Annotated in this window: 12 protein-coding genes; 3 read left to right on the plus strand and 9 right to left on the minus strand. The window is 62.3% G+C overall.

Features of this window, described 5'->3' with window-relative positions; translation table 11 throughout:
- The first annotated feature begins 184 nt into the window (after nt 1–184).
- The gene (holA, locus tag NKI99_RS25865; RefSeq protein ID WP_352612558.1) at nt 185–1,228 is read left to right on the plus strand and encodes a DNA polymerase III subunit delta; all 1,044 of its coding nucleotides are present in this window, start codon (nt 185–187) and stop codon (nt 1,226–1,228) included.
- Between the two features lie 310 nt (nt 1,229–1,538).
- On the opposite strand, the gene NKI99_RS25870 is transcribed toward holA, so the two are convergent.
- The 5 genes from NKI99_RS25870 to mnmE form a co-directional block, all read right to left on the minus strand.
- Complete coding sequence (locus tag NKI99_RS25870) at nt 1,539–2,429, minus strand: ParB/RepB/Spo0J family partition protein (protein WP_352612559.1); 891 nt, start codon at nt 2,427–2,429, stop codon at nt 1,539–1,541.
- A 69-nt stretch (nt 2,430–2,498) separates the two neighbouring features.
- Nucleotides 2,499–3,299: a ParA family protein gene (locus NKI99_RS25875; RefSeq protein ID WP_352612561.1), complete on the minus strand. Its 801-nt coding sequence runs from the start codon at nt 3,297–3,299 to the stop codon at nt 2,499–2,501.
- A 55-nt stretch (nt 3,300–3,354) separates the two neighbouring features.
- The gene (gene rsmG, locus NKI99_RS25880) at nt 3,355–3,987 is read right to left on the minus strand and encodes a 16S rRNA (guanine(527)-N(7))-methyltransferase RsmG (protein WP_352612562.1); all 633 of its coding nucleotides are present in this window, start codon (nt 3,985–3,987) and stop codon (nt 3,355–3,357) included.
- On the minus strand, nt 3,984–5,864 hold the full coding sequence (mnmG, locus tag NKI99_RS25885) for a tRNA uridine-5-carboxymethylaminomethyl(34) synthesis enzyme MnmG (protein WP_352612564.1): 1,881 nt from the start codon (nt 5,862–5,864) through the stop codon (nt 3,984–3,986). Before mnmG ends, rsmG begins: the two co-directional genes overlap by 4 nt.
- A 427-nt stretch (nt 5,865–6,291) precedes the next feature.
- The gene (gene mnmE, locus NKI99_RS25890; RefSeq protein ID WP_352612566.1) at nt 6,292–7,623 is read right to left on the minus strand and encodes a tRNA uridine-5-carboxymethylaminomethyl(34) synthesis GTPase MnmE; all 1,332 of its coding nucleotides are present in this window, start codon (nt 7,621–7,623) and stop codon (nt 6,292–6,294) included.
- Between the two features lie 61 nt (nt 7,624–7,684).
- On the opposite strand from mnmE, the gene NKI99_RS25895 reads away from it, so the two are divergent.
- Nucleotides 7,685–9,703, plus strand: coding sequence for a thioredoxin domain-containing protein (locus tag NKI99_RS25895; RefSeq protein ID WP_352612567.1), 2,019 nt, complete (start codon nt 7,685–7,687; stop codon nt 9,701–9,703).
- A 1-nt stretch (nt 9,704) separates the two neighbouring features.
- Here the strand turns inward: NKI99_RS25895 and yddG are convergent, their stop codons facing one another.
- From yddG to hemE, 4 genes are all read right to left on the minus strand, one after another.
- Nucleotides 9,705–10,625: an aromatic amino acid exporter YddG gene (gene yddG / locus NKI99_RS25900; RefSeq protein WP_352555689.1), complete on the minus strand. Its 921-nt coding sequence runs from the start codon at nt 10,623–10,625 to the stop codon at nt 9,705–9,707.
- A gap of 172 nt (nt 10,626–10,797) precedes the next feature.
- Nucleotides 10,798–12,063, minus strand: coding sequence for a transcription termination factor Rho (gene rho / locus NKI99_RS25905; protein WP_013528732.1), 1,266 nt, complete (start codon nt 12,061–12,063; stop codon nt 10,798–10,800).
- A gap of 229 nt (nt 12,064–12,292) precedes the next feature.
- Entirely contained in the window at nt 12,293–12,829 is a 537-nt protein-coding gene (hemJ, locus tag NKI99_RS25910; protein WP_352442356.1) for a protoporphyrinogen oxidase HemJ, read from the minus strand.
- Nucleotides 12,829–13,860 (minus strand): uroporphyrinogen decarboxylase, encoded by a 1,032-nt coding sequence (gene hemE, locus NKI99_RS25915; RefSeq protein WP_023813413.1) that lies wholly within the window; start codon nt 13,858–13,860, stop codon nt 12,829–12,831. Before hemE ends, hemJ begins: the two co-directional genes overlap by 1 nt.
- Nucleotides 13,861–14,171: 311 nt before the next feature.
- On the opposite strand from hemE, the gene NKI99_RS25920 reads away from it, so the two are divergent.
- Nucleotides 14,172–15,086, plus strand: a complete 915-nt coding sequence (locus NKI99_RS25920) for a pyruvate, water dikinase regulatory protein (protein ID WP_502897117.1) — start codon at nt 14,172–14,174, stop codon at nt 15,084–15,086.
- Nucleotides 15,087–15,347 lie beyond the last annotated feature (261 nt).

The raw sequence follows: 15,347 nt of genomic DNA on the forward strand, positions 1-15,347 counted from the left end.
TTAGCGCTCCACGCGCAACGACCCCCTCTGTCGCCTTCGGCGACATCTCCCCTCAAGGGGGGAGATTACTCGCTCCGCCGCTTTTGCCAATCTTCCACGCTGCGAGAAAATCACGCGCATCATCCTTTGCCCCAATCACCAACCTCCATTCACCCCGCCCCCGCATCATGCTAACCAACCCGCCATGGCACAGAAGAAAGCATATGAGGTCGATGGGTGGTTGGCGCGGCCTGATGCGCGCATTTCCATCGTCCTGCTTTACGGCCCCGATCGCGGCCTCGTCTCCGAGCGGGCGAAGGCCTTTGCCGGCAAGACCGGCCTGCCTCTCGACGATCCCTTCTCCGTGGTCCGGCTGGAGGGTTCGGAGGTCGACCGCGACGAGGGCCGGCTGCTCGACGAAGCCCGCACCGTGCCAATGTTTTCCGACCGGCGGCTGCTGTGGGTGCGCAATGCCAGCGGCCAGAAGGCATTGGCCGACGACGTCAAGGCGCTGACGGCGGAGCCCGCGCGCGATGCCATCATTCTCATCGAGGCCGGCGATCTCAAGAAGGGTGTCGGCCTGCGCGCCATCGTCGAGGCGGCGGACAATGCCATGGCGCTGCCGTGCTATGCCGATGAGGCGCGCGACATCGACGGCGTCATTGATGCCGAACTGGGCAAGGCCGGCATGTCGATGACCATGGAGGCGAGGCAGGCGCTGCGCCGCAATCTCGGCGGCGACCGGCTGGCCTCGCGCGGCGAGATCGAGAAGCTCGTGCTCTACGCCCATGGCCAGAACGAGATCGGCCTGGAAGAGGTCAAGGCCATGTCGGGTGATGTGTCCGGCGCCTCTTTCGACGACGCGGTCGACGCGCTTCTCGAAGGCAAGATCGGCGACTTCGATATCGCCTTCACCCGCCATTGCCAGTCCGGCGGCCAGCCCTTTCTGGTGCTGTCCTCGGCAATGCGGCAGTTGCAGCAGATCCAGACCATGCGCGGCCAGATGGAGTCCAGCAACCGCAACGCCGCCTCGGTCGTCGCCGCCGCTCGCCCGCCGGTGTTTTTTTCGCGGCGCAAGCTGGTCGAGAAGGCGCTGGAGCGCTGGAGCACCGACGCGCTCGGCCGCGCGCTGACGCGGCTGCAGACAGCGGTCCTGCAGACGCGGCGAAGGCCGGATCTTTCCGTCGCGCTGGCAAGGCAGGCGCTGCTTGGTATTGCCGTGGAAAGCAGCCGGCTGGCGCAAAGGTAGGAGATTGGCGATCTCCCCCCTCGTGGGGGAGATGGCTGGCAAGCCAGAGGGGGCGCTGTCCCGCCGACGTCTCTGTTGGCTAAGATGCGCCGCCTGACAGCTGTCAGCTATCTAGAAGTGACCAAGGCTGGCGTCCCTTCACGCCCCCTCTGCCCTGCCGGGCATCTCCCCCACGAGAGGGGAGATTGGCAGTTCGGTCACCTTCACTAAACACCACGGCCGCAAAAGAGAAGGGCCGGCAACCGACAGCCCTTTGTGCTTCTCAAGATATTGCCGGCCGAGCCAAAGTCGAGCTTTATTCGCCGGCTAATTACCGATCCTGCTTCAGCCTGCGGCACAGCTCATCAAGCTGTTCCAGCGACCGGTACGAAACCCGCAGCACGCCGCCTCTGCCCTTGTGATCCACCGACACGATCATGCCGATCGTGTCGGTCAACAGTTTTTCCAGCGCCAGCGTGTCGGCGTCCTTTTCGTCAGGACTTGGCGCCGGCTTGGCTTCCCTGGCGCTGCTGGTGCCGGCCGGCATCTGCGCCAGCGCTTCGGCCTGGCGCACCGAAAGGCCCTCTTCGACGATGCGCTTGGCAAGGCCGGCCGGATCTTCCGCCGTCACCAGCGTGCGGGCATGGCCGGCAGACAGGGCGCCGTCGACCAGCATGTCGCGGATCACGTCCGGCAGCTTCAAGAGCCTGAGCGTGTTGGCGACATGGCTGCGGCTCTTGCCGATCACCTGGCCGAGATCGGCCTGGGTGTAGCCGTGCTCGTCGATCAGTTGCTGATAACCAAGCGCCTCCTCGACCGCATTGAGATCGGTGCGCTGGACGTTCTCGATGATCGCCAGTTCGAGCGCGGTGCGGTCGTTGACCTCGCGGATGATGACCGGGATCTCGGACAGCCCGGCGCGCTGCGCCGCGCGCCAGCGCCGCTCGCCGGCGATGATTTCGTAGCGGCCGGCCTGTGTCGGCGAAGGCCGCGCCACCACCGGCTGGACGACGCCGTGTTCGCGGATCGACTGGGCAAGATCGGTCAGCTCGGCGTCGCCGAAATGCCGGCGCGGATTTTTCGGATTGGGGGCCAGGAACTCGATCGGCACCTTGCCGTCGGCGCTCAAGCCAGGCTTTTCGGGGACTGCCGGACGATCGATCTCTCCGATCAGCGCAGCCAGTCCACGCCCCAGTCTCTTTCTTGAAAGGTCTTCGCTCATCTTTATTCCAGTTGGCTATTCCAAATCGTTTCGGTATCGAATCGGCTCTTAGCTATGCATCCGGCCTAATCAAGCGGCGCGCAACTTGCGCTCGCGGCGGATCACTTCCGACGCCAGTTGCAGATAGGCCTGGCTGCCGGAGCACTTCAAATCATAGAGGATCGCCGGCTTGCCGTAGGACGGCGCCTCGGACACCCGCACATTGCGCGGAATGACGGTCTCGTAGACCTTGTCGCCCATATGCGCCCGCACATCCTGCACCACCTGGTTGGCGAGGTTGTTGCGGCCGTCATACATGGTCAGCACGATGCCCTGGATGGTGAGATCCGGATTGATCGAGCGGCGCACCTGCTCGACAGTCTCCAGCAACTGGCTGAGACCTTCGAGCGCGAAAAACTCGCATTGCAGCGGTACAAGAACAGAATCGGCCGCAGCCATTGAATTCAAAGTCAAAAGATTGAGCGATGGCGGGCAGTCGATCAGCACATAGCCGAATGGTGCGCCGCGCTCGGTCGCAGCGCGCAGCGCATTGCGCAGCTTGAGCACACGGTCGGGCGCCGAGGCGATCTCCATTTCGATGCCGAGCAGGTCGAGCGTCGACGGCACGATCGACAGGCCGGGCACGGCTGTGGGGATGGCCGCGGCCTCCAGCTCAAGCTCGCCGGTCAGCACGTCATAGGAGGACACAGTACGGTCCTTGCGATCGATGCCGAGGCCGGTGCTGGCATTTCCCTGCGGATCGAGATCGACGATCAGCACCTTTTCGCCGATCGCGGCCAGCGCGGTCGCCAGATTGATGGCGGTGGTGGTCTTGCCGACACCGCCCTTCTGGTTGGCTACGGTGATGATTCGGGGGCCATTCGTCATCATGGGTTCTATGCCAGAAGTTCATTTTGGGTCGCCAAAGCGTCTGACACGTCGCGGATCAGACAGGTCGCAGGTTGGACAGTTCAAGGATGACCCCATGCGGGTCGGTCACACTTGGATGTTCTACCAGATCGAAGGACCATCGGTGAACGCTTTCTTGCACCTCGGCGCGATAATCCCGCCCTTTGTGGAACAGGCCGCGCGCGCCTGAAATCAGCCAGGGCGCCGAAAGCTCCAGCAAGGTCGAAAGCGGAGCCAGCGCCCGCGCCGTGACGATTTGCGGTGTGGAAACAAGCGCGTGGCTGTCATCGATGCGGTGCGCCACCACCCGCGCCGGCAGCCTGAACTGCCCGACGACAGCCTGCAGGAAGGATGCTTTTTTTCGATTGCTTTCAACCAGATCGATGCTGGCGCCGTCACGCTCTACAAGCAGAAAAGCCATGACAAGGCCGGGAAATCCGCCGCCCGAACCGAGATCGACCCAGCGCGTCGCCCGAGGCTCGATTCGCGCCAACTGCGCGCTGTCCAATATATGGCGCTGCCAGACATCGCCCGACGTGGATTGCGCCACGAGATTGATGCTGCGATTCCATTTCTGGAACATCTGCTCGAACGCCACCAGCCGATCGAATGTTTCACGTGAAACCGGGCCTGCCGCATCCTGCAGGCTCTCCAGGGAAAAAGAACTCACGCAACATCCTTTTGTGGGCGCTGGGCGCTCTCCGCGTGACGGACATGCGCGACGATAATCGCCAGCGCCGCCGGCGTCATGCCTTCCATGCGCTGAGCATCAGCGATGGAGCGCGGCCGCCGCGCCTGCATCTTCTGCTTCAGCTCGTTCGACAGACCCGGCACTCCGGCGAAATCGATGGTCTCCGGAATCAGCCGGCTCTCTTCAAGCCGGATCTGCGCGACGTCAGTTTTCTGGCGATCCAGATAGACGGAATATTTCGCTTCCGTTTCGAGGCGTTCCGCCGTCTTCGCGTCTATATCCGCAAAGCGCGGATCGACACGAGCCAGCCAGGCGACATCGACATCAGGATAGGACAACAGTTCATAACCGGACCGGCGCACGCCATCCCGGTTGATCTCCAGCCCGTGCCGCGCGACCTCATTCGGCGTCAGGGCGAGCGACTTCGCCAGATCCCGCGCCTCGTCCAGGCTTTGCATCACCTGTCCGTAGCGCTGCATCCGCTGCGCCGAAGCGATGCCCAGTTTAGAAGCGAGCGGCGTCAGCCGTTCATCTGCATTGTCGGCACGCAACGACAGCCGGAACTCGGCCCGCGAGGTGAACATCCGGTAGGGTTCGCTGATGCCGCGGCTGGTCAAATCGTCGACCATCACGCCGATATAGGCTTCGGTGCGGCTCACCACGATCTGCTCGCTGCGCCCAGCCCGCCGCGCCGCATTGAGTCCTGCGAGCAAGCCTTGCCCGGCCGCCTCTTCATAGCCGGTCGTGCCGTTGATCTGTCCGGCAAGGAAAAGGCCACTAATGCGCTTCGTCTCCAGCGTCTGATGCAGTTCGCGCGGATCGACATGATCATACTCGATGGCATAGCCGGGCTGCAGCATGGTTGCGCGCTCCAGCCCCGGAATGGTTTTCAATATATCGAGCTGTACGTCTTCGGGCAGCGAGGTCGAAATACCATTGGGATAAACGGTATCGTCGTCCAGCCCTTCCGGCTCCAGAAAAATCTGGTGCCCGTCCCTATCGCCGAACTTGACGATCTTGTCCTCGATCGACGGGCAATAACGCGGCCCAACGCCCGCGATAGAGCCGGAATACATGGCCGACCGGCCAAGATTGACGCGGATCAACTCATGCGTGGCCGTCGTCGTGCGGGTGATGCCGCACTCGATCTGCGGCGTGGTGATGCGGTCGGTCATCAGCGAGAACGGCACAGGATTCTCATCCGCCGCCTGGCTTTCCAGCGACGCCCAGTCGATGGTCCGGCCGTCGAGCCGTGGCGGCGTGCCGGTCTTCAGCCGACCGAGCTTGAAGCCGGCGCGGTCCATCGTTGCCGACAGACCAAGACTGGCCTGCTCGTTCATGCGGCCGGCAATAATCTTCTTCTCGCCGATATGTATAAGCCCGCGCAGAAAAGTCCCGGTCGTCAGGACGACAGCGCCACAGGCAAGCCGCCCTCCATCGGCCAGGAGAACGGCCACGATCTGCCCATCGGCGATTTCGAAGTCCAGAACCTCGCCTTCGACCACGTCGAGATCATTCTGCTGCAGAATCGCTTCCTGCATGGCAAGGCGATAGAGCTTTCTGTCGGCCTGCGTCCGGGGTCCGCGCACCGCTGGACCCTTGCGGCGGTTGAGCAGGCGGAATTGAATGCCGGCGGCATCCGCCACGCGCCCCATCAGGCCATCCATGGCATCGATTTCGCGCACCAGGTGGCCCTTGCCGAGCCCGCCGATCGCCGGATTGCATGACATGACCCCGATCGTGTCAAAGCGCAGCGTCACCAGCGCGGTCCTGGCACCAGCGCGCGCGGCAGCGCTGGCCGCCTCGCAACCCGCGTGGCCGCCGCCCACCACAACCACATCATAGTGATTGGTCATTTCCAAACGTCCTAGACTCAAAAGATTGAGGGACACATGTCCCCGTGAGGCTTTGCTGTCAAGAAAACTCCGCGGGTCGTTTCACGTGAAACAGCCTTGGACGTGCCCTCACGCGTGTTTCACGTGAGTCATCGGGGCAGATGTTTCACGTGAGTCGCGCGAATGATGCTGCGCGGGTTCGGTGGATTCGAGGACGGCAGCCGAGTTTCATCATTGCTGTGGCCACCATCTAGACATTCGTGACCGCCGAGGCCGCCACGCCCTCGTCATCCACGGGCGGAGCAAGGAGCGAAGTGACGCGGCGAAGACCCGAGGATGACGAGACGTTAAGCGTTTCCGCCAGTTGCCAACGCATGCAATCCGCAAGCGCCATCAAGCCTCTACGCCAGAAAGCAACTCCTGTTCGAGGACCACTGTTTCACGTGAGTCATTTCCCTATGCAGAACTGCGAAAAGATGACGTCCAGCATGTCCTCGACATCGATGGCGCCGACGATTCGGCCCAGGCGATCCGCGGAAAGCCGCAACTCTTCGGCGCGCAATTCCTGCCCGACAGTCTGGCCGTCGGTCGCGCGAAGCAGGTGCCCATTCGCTGCGCCAAGCAATTCGACGTGGCGCAGGCGCGATGGCAGGACATCACCGACGCTGCCGGCTGCTTCCGCAGCTCGCCGGCCGATTTCCGCCAGCAGTCTCTCCACGCCCGTCCCGTTTTTTACCGAAATGACAAGGTCGTAGTCTTCCGTCGCGCCGCTCGCCGCGCGGTCCTCCAGCAGATCGAGCTTGGTGCCGACACGCAAGATCGGCGCTTCGGTCGGCAGCGAACCGATCTCCCTGGGATCGGCGACATCCCTGAGCAACAGCAAGAGATCGGCGCCATGCGCCTTGGCCCTCGCCTTCTCGATACCGATCGCCTCGACCTTCCCCGGCGCATCGCGCAACCCGGCCGTATCGGTAAGCCGGACCCGCAGCCCCCCGAGATCAAGTGTCACTTCAAGCAGATCCCGCGTCGTGCCGGGTTCATCCGTTACTATAGCGGCATCCCGCCGGGCCAGGGCATTGAACAGACTCGACTTACCGGCGTTGGGCGCGCCAAGGATCACGACCTCGAAGCCGTCGCGAATGATCTCGGCGGCGCGAAACCCGGCGATGTGGCGATCGATCTCGCCGATCATCGTCCTGACATCGGACCAGACCGTATCCGAAACGGAACCGGGAACATCGTCCTCATCGGCGAAATCGATTTCCGCCTCGATCATGGCGCGGGCATGGATTAGCCTGCGACGCCAGCCGAGATAGAGTTCGCTCTGAACGCCTTCGGCATTTTGAACGGCAAAACGCCGCTGCGCCTCGGTTTCGGCGTTGACGAGGTCCGCCAGCGCCTCGGTCTCGAGCAGATCGACCTTGCCGTTGAGAAAGGCGCGGCGCGTGAATTCGCCAGGTTCCGCGTGCCTGACGCCGTCATGGCCTGCGATCGTCTCCAGCATTTTTGCCACCACGGCACGACCGCCGTGGACGTGGAATTCCGCAACGTCCTCGCCGGTGAAACTGGCCGGACCGCGAAAGAAAACGACCAGGCCGGTGTCGAGCACGGTCCCATCGGGTGCCCTGAATCGGCGCAGAACTGCCGAGCGGTCCTTAACCATGCCGCCGGCAATCGTTTCGACTACGAATCGAGTCTGCGGGCCGGAAATGCGGATGACAGCAACCCCGGCCGGAAGCCGGCCGCTCGACAGCGCTACGATGGAATCGCCTGAAATCATTTGCCCGCTCTACCGAACCGCCCTAGCTTCACGCTCATCCGACCACCCGAGTTTGCCCATCGTGACGTTGCCCGCGCAAAATCTGCTTGCTGAAGAAGCCAGCCCCTATCTGCAGCAGCACAGCGGCAATCCCGTCCACTGGCGGGCCTGGTCGCCGGCTTCGCTCGAGGAGGCGAAGGCGCTGGACAGGCCGATCCTGCTCTCGGTCGGCTATGCCGCCTGCCACTGGTGCCACGTCATGGCGCATGAAAGCTTCGAGAACGATGGTGTCGCCGCCGTCATGAACCGTCTGTTCGTCAATATCAAGGTCGACCGCGAGGAGCGTCCCGACATCGACCAGATCTATATGGCTGCACTCTCCGCCATGGGCGAGCAAGGCGGCTGGCCGCTGACCATGTTCCTGACGCCGGACGGCAAGCCGTTCTGGGGCGGCACCTATTTTCCGCGCGAGCCACGCTATGGCCGCCCCGGTTTCATCCAGGTGATGGAGGCGGTGGACAAGGCCTGGCGCGAGAAGCGGGCGAGCCTCAACCAGAGCGCCGACGGCCTGGCCACACATGTCGAGGCGCGGCTCGCCGGCTCGCATGCCAGAACCGTGGTCGACCGCGACACGCTGGCGGAATTGGCCAAGGGCATAGACGGCATGGTCGACCGCGATCTCGGCGGCCTAAGCGGCGCGCCGAAATTCCCCAATGCGCCGTTCATGCAAACGCTGTGGCTGTCCTGGCTGCGCGACGGCAACGCCAGCCATCGCGACGACGTTCTCAACAGCCTCGAACAGATGGTCAGCGGCGGCATCTACGACCATATCGGCGGCGGGCTCAGCCGTTACTCGACCGACGCCGAATGGCTGGTGCCGCATTTCGAAAAGATGCTTTACGACAATGCCCAGCTGATCCGCTTCTGCAACTGGGCCTATGCCGCAAGCGGTAACGAGTTGTTCCGGGTCCGAATCGAAGAGACGATCGACTGGCTGCTGCGCGAAATGCGCGTCGACGGCGGCGCCTTTGCCGCCAGTCTCGACGCCGACAGCGACGGCGAGGAAGGGCTGTTCTACACCTGGAGCCAAGACGAGATCGAGGCCGCACTCGGCGACGATTCCGCCTTGTTTGTCAATCACTTCACGCTCTCCAGCCCGCATGGTTGGGAAGGCAAGCCGGTTGTCCACCAGACGAGGGCCCAGCAATCGCAATATGTGATCGATCGCGAAGAGGTCAGCCCGCTCAAGGGGAAACTCCTTGCAGTCCGGGAAGAGCGGGTCAGGCCCGGCCTTGACGCAAAGATCCTCACCGACTGGAACGGCCAGATGATCGCAGCCTTTGCTGAGGCCGGTCGGTCGCTGGCGCGGCCTGACTGGATCGACGCGGCGGCAAAAGCCTTCGCCCATATCAGCTCTGCCAGCCGCGACGGCCGCTTGCCGCACTCGATGCTCGGCGCCAGAAAACTGTTCCCTGCTCTGTCCACCGACTATGCCGCCATGACCAACGCAGCCATCTCGCTGTTCGAGGCCACTGGGGATTGGAGTTATGTCGACCTGGCCGGCCAGTTCGTCGAGCAACTCGACCATTGGCACGCCGATGCCGAAAAGGCAGGTTATTACCTGACTGCCTCGGACAGCACCGACGTGCCGATCCGCATCCGCGGCGATGTCGACGAGGCCATTCCGTCCGCCACCGGCCAAATCATCGAAGCACTGGTCCGGCTCGCCTCCGTCACCGGCGATCTCGAGCTGCACGAGAAAGCCTGGGAGGTCGCCGAACATGCCGCCGGCCGTGCCGCAAACCAGACCTATGGCCAGGCCGGCATCGTCAACGCCTGCGCGCTGGCGATCGAGCCGCTCAAACTGGTCATCGTCGATACGCTGGGCGATCCAAAGCTCGTTCCGGTTGCGAATCAAAACCCGGATCCAAGGCGGGTGGACATCATCGTGCCGATCGGTACGGATACGAATCGACCCTTGCTACCCGGCGGGATGCTGCCGCCGACCGATAAAGCGGGCGCCTGGCTCTGCACCGGCCAGGTTTGTCTTCCCGCCGTCACGGGTCCCGAAGAGCTGGAACGCCTTCTCAACCACCAATAGGTCAGGCGCCTTGCGCCGGCTCGGAGAACGCCTCGGTCGAAGAACCAGCCGGCCGGCGCTTGAACAGCAAATCCTTGGCGGCGATCACCGCACCGATGGTGATCAGCACGCAGGCGAGCGCCACCGACCAGTGAAACACACCAAAGCCTGCCAGCAACAGCACGATGACCGACAACAGCGGCGCGGCGTAGGACAGGGCGCCAAGGATCATGATGTCACCGTGCTTGCAGCCAAAATCCCAGGCGTAGAAGCCGGCTCCCAGAGGAATCGTGCCCAGAATGACGATAGCCGTCCACTGCGTCGGCGTCTGCGGCCAGACCGTGGTCTCAAGCATCAGGTGCAGCGAGAAAGCGACCGCCGCCGTGATGAAGCAATAACCGGCCACGACATCCGTCGGCACCTGGCCGAAGCGGCGTGACAGGACGGAATAGCCAGCCCAGATGAAGGCGCAGAAGAGCGCGATGACATGGCCCTTCATCACCCCATTGGCTAGGCCGACATTGCCGCCCTTGGTGATCACCACGATGGCGCCGGCAAGCCCGAGAACGACGCCCACGACGTGGTGAGCCTTCAGCCTCTCACCGGGCAGGAAAGCTGCAAAGACGACGATCAGCAATGGCCAGAGATAGGCGATCAGGCTGACCTCGACCGGCGGCGCCGACTGGATCGCAAAGAAATAGGCGCAGTGGTAGATGCACAGTCCCGCCGTGCCTATCGCCCAGACCGGCCATGGCTGCCGCAGCGACCGGATCGCGCCTGGGCGGAAGATCCAGCTGCCGGCGCCGACCAGCCCTCCGAGCAGGAAGGTCATGGCTGCCAGCTGAAACGGCGGGATCGAGCCCGCAGCGGTCGACAGCAGCGCCAGGAAGGACCAGGTCAGGATGGCCGAAAAGCCGATCAGGGTCGGGATTGTCTTCTTCACGTCGCTGCTTCCAGTTTGCAGACACGAGCTTTGCATGAACGCGAAATCGTCTGCCGCCACATACAGCCGCCCGATATCGGGAAAGCGACTTGCCGCCGGACAATGAAAAACCCCATCCCGGTTTCGCGGAATGGGGCTTCAATACACAGACCGGAAGATTTCGGCCTGACCTTTACGTGTTCATCGAATCGAAGAAATCCGCATTGGTCTTGGTCTGCTTGAGCTTATCGATCAGGAACTCGATCGCGTCGGTGGTGCCCATCGGCGCCAGGATGCGGCGCAGCACAAAAATCTTCTGCAGATCCTGCTTGGAAACCAGCAGGTCTTCCTTGCGGGTGCCGGACTTCAAGATGTCCATGGCCGGATAGATGCGCTTGTCGGCCACCTTGCGGTCGAGCTGGATTTCGCAGTTGCCGGTGCCCTTGAACTCTTCGAAGATGACTTCGTCCATGCGGCTGCCGGTATCGATCAGCGCGGTGGCGATGATGGTCAGCGAGCCGCCTTCCTCGATGTTGCGGGCGGCGCCGAAGAAGCGCTTCGGCCGCTGCAGCGCGTTGGCGTCGACACCACCGGTCAGCACCTTGCCGGATGACGGCACGACGGTGTTGTAGGCGCGGCCGAGACGGGTGATCGAATCGAGCAGGATGACGACATCGCGGCCATGTTCGACCAGGCGCTTGGCCTTCTCGATGACCATTTCGGCGACCTGCACGTGGCGCACGGCCGGCTCGTCGAAGGTCGAGGAGATCACCTCGCCCTTCACCGAGCGCTGCATGTCGGTCACTTCTTCCGGCCGCTCGTCTATCAGAAGCACGATCAGATAGCATTCCGGATGGTTGGCGGTGATCGAGTGGGCGATGTTCTGCATCAGAACCGTCTTGCCGGTACGCGGCTGCGCGTTGATCAAAGCGCGCTGTCCCTTGCCGATCGGCGCTACCAGGTCGATCACACGGGCCGAGATGTCCTTGGTGGTCACATTCTCGATCTCCATCTTCAGCCGCTTGGTCGGATAGAGCGGCGTCAGATTGTCGAAGTGGATCTTGTGACGGATCTTCTCGGGATCGTCGAAATTGATGGTGTTGACCTTGAGCAGCGCGAAATAGCGCTCGCCCTCTTTCGGGCTGCGGATCGGCCCTTCGACCGTATCGCCGGTCTTCAGCGAAAAGCGCCGGATCTGCGACGGCGAAATATAGATGTCGTCGGGACCTGGCAGATAATTGGCGTTGGCGGAGCGCAGGAAGCCGAAACCGTCCTGCAGCACCTCGACCACGCCATCACCGATGATCTCGATCTCCTGGGCGGCCAGCTTCTTCAGGATCGCAAACATCAGCTCCTGCTTGCGCATGACGCTGGCGTTTTCGACCTCGAGCGACTCGGCATAAGCGATCAGCTCTGGCGGTTTCTTGTTCTTGAACTCGGCGAGTTTCATTTCTTGCATAGACGGACCTTGAATAGATGGAGTCTGGGTAGGCTTTGGGAAAATATCGGCGGGATGCGACAAATGCCGGGCGCGGCCGAAAACAACGAGGGGCGGCGCATGACGGGAAGGAAGACCCGTCTTTTATCGTCGGTCGGGTGAAAGAGCAAGCTGCGTTTTGCGTGGCCTATGAAGGCTTAAAACGCATCAATGCCTGTCGCTGGCTCCTGGCCGTTTTGATCGACATGCATCAGAACGGCTTGACCACCACCAGGATGACGATTGCGATCACCAGCAATGTGGGGATCTCGTTGACCATTCGCCAGTGCCTGGCCGGTTTTTCATTGCGGTCCTCGGCGAATTTGCGCACCGCGCCCGAGAGATAGCCATGCATGGCCGACAGCAAAAGCACCGCTCCGATCTTGGCGTGCAGCCAGCCGCCCTGGAAACCAAAACCCTTCCAGGCGAGCCACAGGCCGAACACCCAGGTGACGATCATCGCCGGGTTGATGATGCCCCGCAGCAGGCGCCGCTCCATCACCTTGAAGGTTTCTGACTGCACCGAGCCCTTCTCGGCATCGGCGTGATAGACCAGCAGCCGCGGCAGATAGAGCATGCCGGCCATCCATGAGATGACGGCGAGGATATGGATCGCCTTGGCCCAGGGATAGAAGCTGTCGGGTGCCGCCAAATACAAAAGCGCGGTGAGAACGACCAGCACCGCGATACCGATCGTCATGCGCATCATCGCCCGGCCGGTGCTGTTCGTGTTGTTCATCTGAGCCATCAGCGTGTCGCGCTCCGCACCTGTTTCACCATCGCCTCGACATGGGCGATCGGCGTCTCCGGCGTGATGCCGTGGCCGAGGTTGAAGATCAGCGGCCCGTCTCCCAGCGCTCCCAGGATCGCCTCGACGCCATCCGACAGCGCCTTGCCGCCAGCCACGAGCCGCAAGGGATCGAGATTGCCCTGAACCGCACCTGAGCGCTGCAATTCCTTCGCCGCGACCAAGGGCACCGTCCAGTCGATCCCCAGCGCCGTTACGCCGGTCTTTTGCCGATAGGTCCGGTAGCGCGAACCGGCGCCCTTGGGAAAACCGATGATCGGAACATCGGGATGAACCGCCCGCACCCGGCCAACGATCTCGGCCATCGGCTGAACGCAGAACAGGTCGAAAGTTTCATCGTCCAGCACGCCGGACCAGGAATCGAAAATCTGCACCACATCCGCACCCGCCTCGATCTGGCGGATGAGATAGGCGGCCGAATGTTCGGCAAGCACCTTCAGCAGTCGTTGAAACGCCACCGGCTCGCGATAGGCAAAAAGCCGCGCCGGCGCCTGGTCGGGTGTGCCATGGCCGGCGATCATGTAGGTCGCCACCGTCCACGGCGCGCCGCAGAAGCCTATCAGGGTTGTCTCTTCGGGCAGTTTGGCCCGCAACCGGCGAACCGTCTCGTAGACCGGTTCGAGATTCACGTGAAACACCTTGCCTTCCAGAGCCAAAATCTCCGGCGCGGTGATCGGCGTCAGCAGCGGCCCTCTGCCCTCTTCGAAGCGCACGTCACGGCCAAGCGCATGCGGAACGACAAGGATATCGGAAAACAGGATCGAGGCATCGAAACCAAAACGCTCGATCGGCTGCAAGGTCACTTCGACCGCAAGGTCAGGATCGTAGCAGAGGTCCAGGAACGAGCCTGCTCGCCTGCGTGTCTCCCGATACTCCGGCAGATAGCGCCCGGCCTGACGCATCATCCAGAGCGGAGGCGGAAAATGAGCCTTGCCCTTCAGGACATCCAGCATGATCCGGTTCTGGGGCATCGGGCGCTCGCTTCTCCCAGCCTCTTCTATAATCAAAGATTCTTATATCTAAGATTCTTCTGATTCTAAGAGTCTGTTGGTTCTGGTGGTTGTCACCTGTCCCGCTTTGCCCCGGAAAACACCAGCCAACATATTGTCGCGTGCTTCTTTTTCCCAGATGTAGGGTTCTGGGGATAGCTCCGAATCGATCAATCGAGTCAAAGTGTTAGGCACAGCGGTCAAAGGCGGGTCCTGTGGACGGACCGTAGTCGAAAAAAGCCGTCCCCAAACTTGTCCCCAGTCGCCCGACGAAGCTGACAGCGCATCGAATTGTGGACAAACTGCCATCTGATACAGTCGCCTCCGACAGGCCAGTCTTTTCATCCCGCTTTATCCACAGAAGCCCACAGCCCCAGGTGACCCCTGTGAACAAACCCCAGAGCTTCTTCCACCTGCACCTGATTTCCGACGCGACCGGCGAAACGCTGCTTGCCGCCGGCCGGGCAGCTTCGGCGCAGTATAAGGACGCGCGCGCCATAGAGCATATCTATCCGCTGATCCGCACCGAAAAGCAGGTGGCGAAGGTGTTCGAGGACATCGAGGAGGAACCGGGCATCATCCTCTATACGGTCGTCGACCAGAAGCTGGCGCGCGGCATCGACGAGCGCTGCGCGGCCATGGGCCTGCCCTGTGTATCGGTGCTGGAGCCGGTGCTGACCGTGTTCCAGTCCTATCTCGGCACCCCGGCCGGCCGGCGCGTCGGCGCCCAGCATGTCCTCGACGCCGAATATTTCCGCCGCATCGATGCGCTCAATTTCACCATGGACCATGATGACGGCCAATTGCCGCTCAATATGGACGATGCCGATGTGGTGCTGATCGGCATTTCTCGCACGTCGAAGACGCCGACCAGCATCTATCTCGCCAACCGCGGCATCAAGACCGCCAACATCCCGATCGTGCTCGGCGTGCCGGTGCCGGAAAGCCTGGTTGCCGCCAGCAAGCCCCTGATCGTCGGGCTGATCGCCACCGCCGAGCGCATCTCGCATGTCCGGCAAAACCGCATCCTCGGCAACAGCAGCTCGTATGAGGCATCGGATTATGTCGACCGCGCGGCGATCAGCGAAGAGCTCGCCTATGCCCGCAAGATCTGCACGCGCCATGGCTGGCCGATGATCGACGTCAGCCGCCGCTCGATCGAGGAAACGGCGGCGGCCATCGTTGCCCTGCGGGGGAAGACGAGATAAATGAGGCCAGCAGCCGGGTGAGGTTTTGCCCGGCTATTTCGACGCCGCGAAGTTCGAAGGTCACGGCATGGATCCTAGGGTCTGCGCCGCGTCGCTTGGCTCCTTGCTTCGCCCTAGGATGACGAAGGGACGATTGTCTCGGCCAATTTCGAAGGTTTGCGATTGCCACCAGCTGCTGTTCGACAGCGCAGATGCCAAACCCGACATCCGCGATTGGCCAAAAAAGCCATCACGCCTTCGTCATCCTAGGGCGGAGCAGGA

Source organism: Mesorhizobium sp. M0239 (assembly GCF_040321815.1).
Classification (GTDB): domain Bacteria; phylum Pseudomonadota; class Alphaproteobacteria; order Rhizobiales; family Rhizobiaceae; genus Mesorhizobium.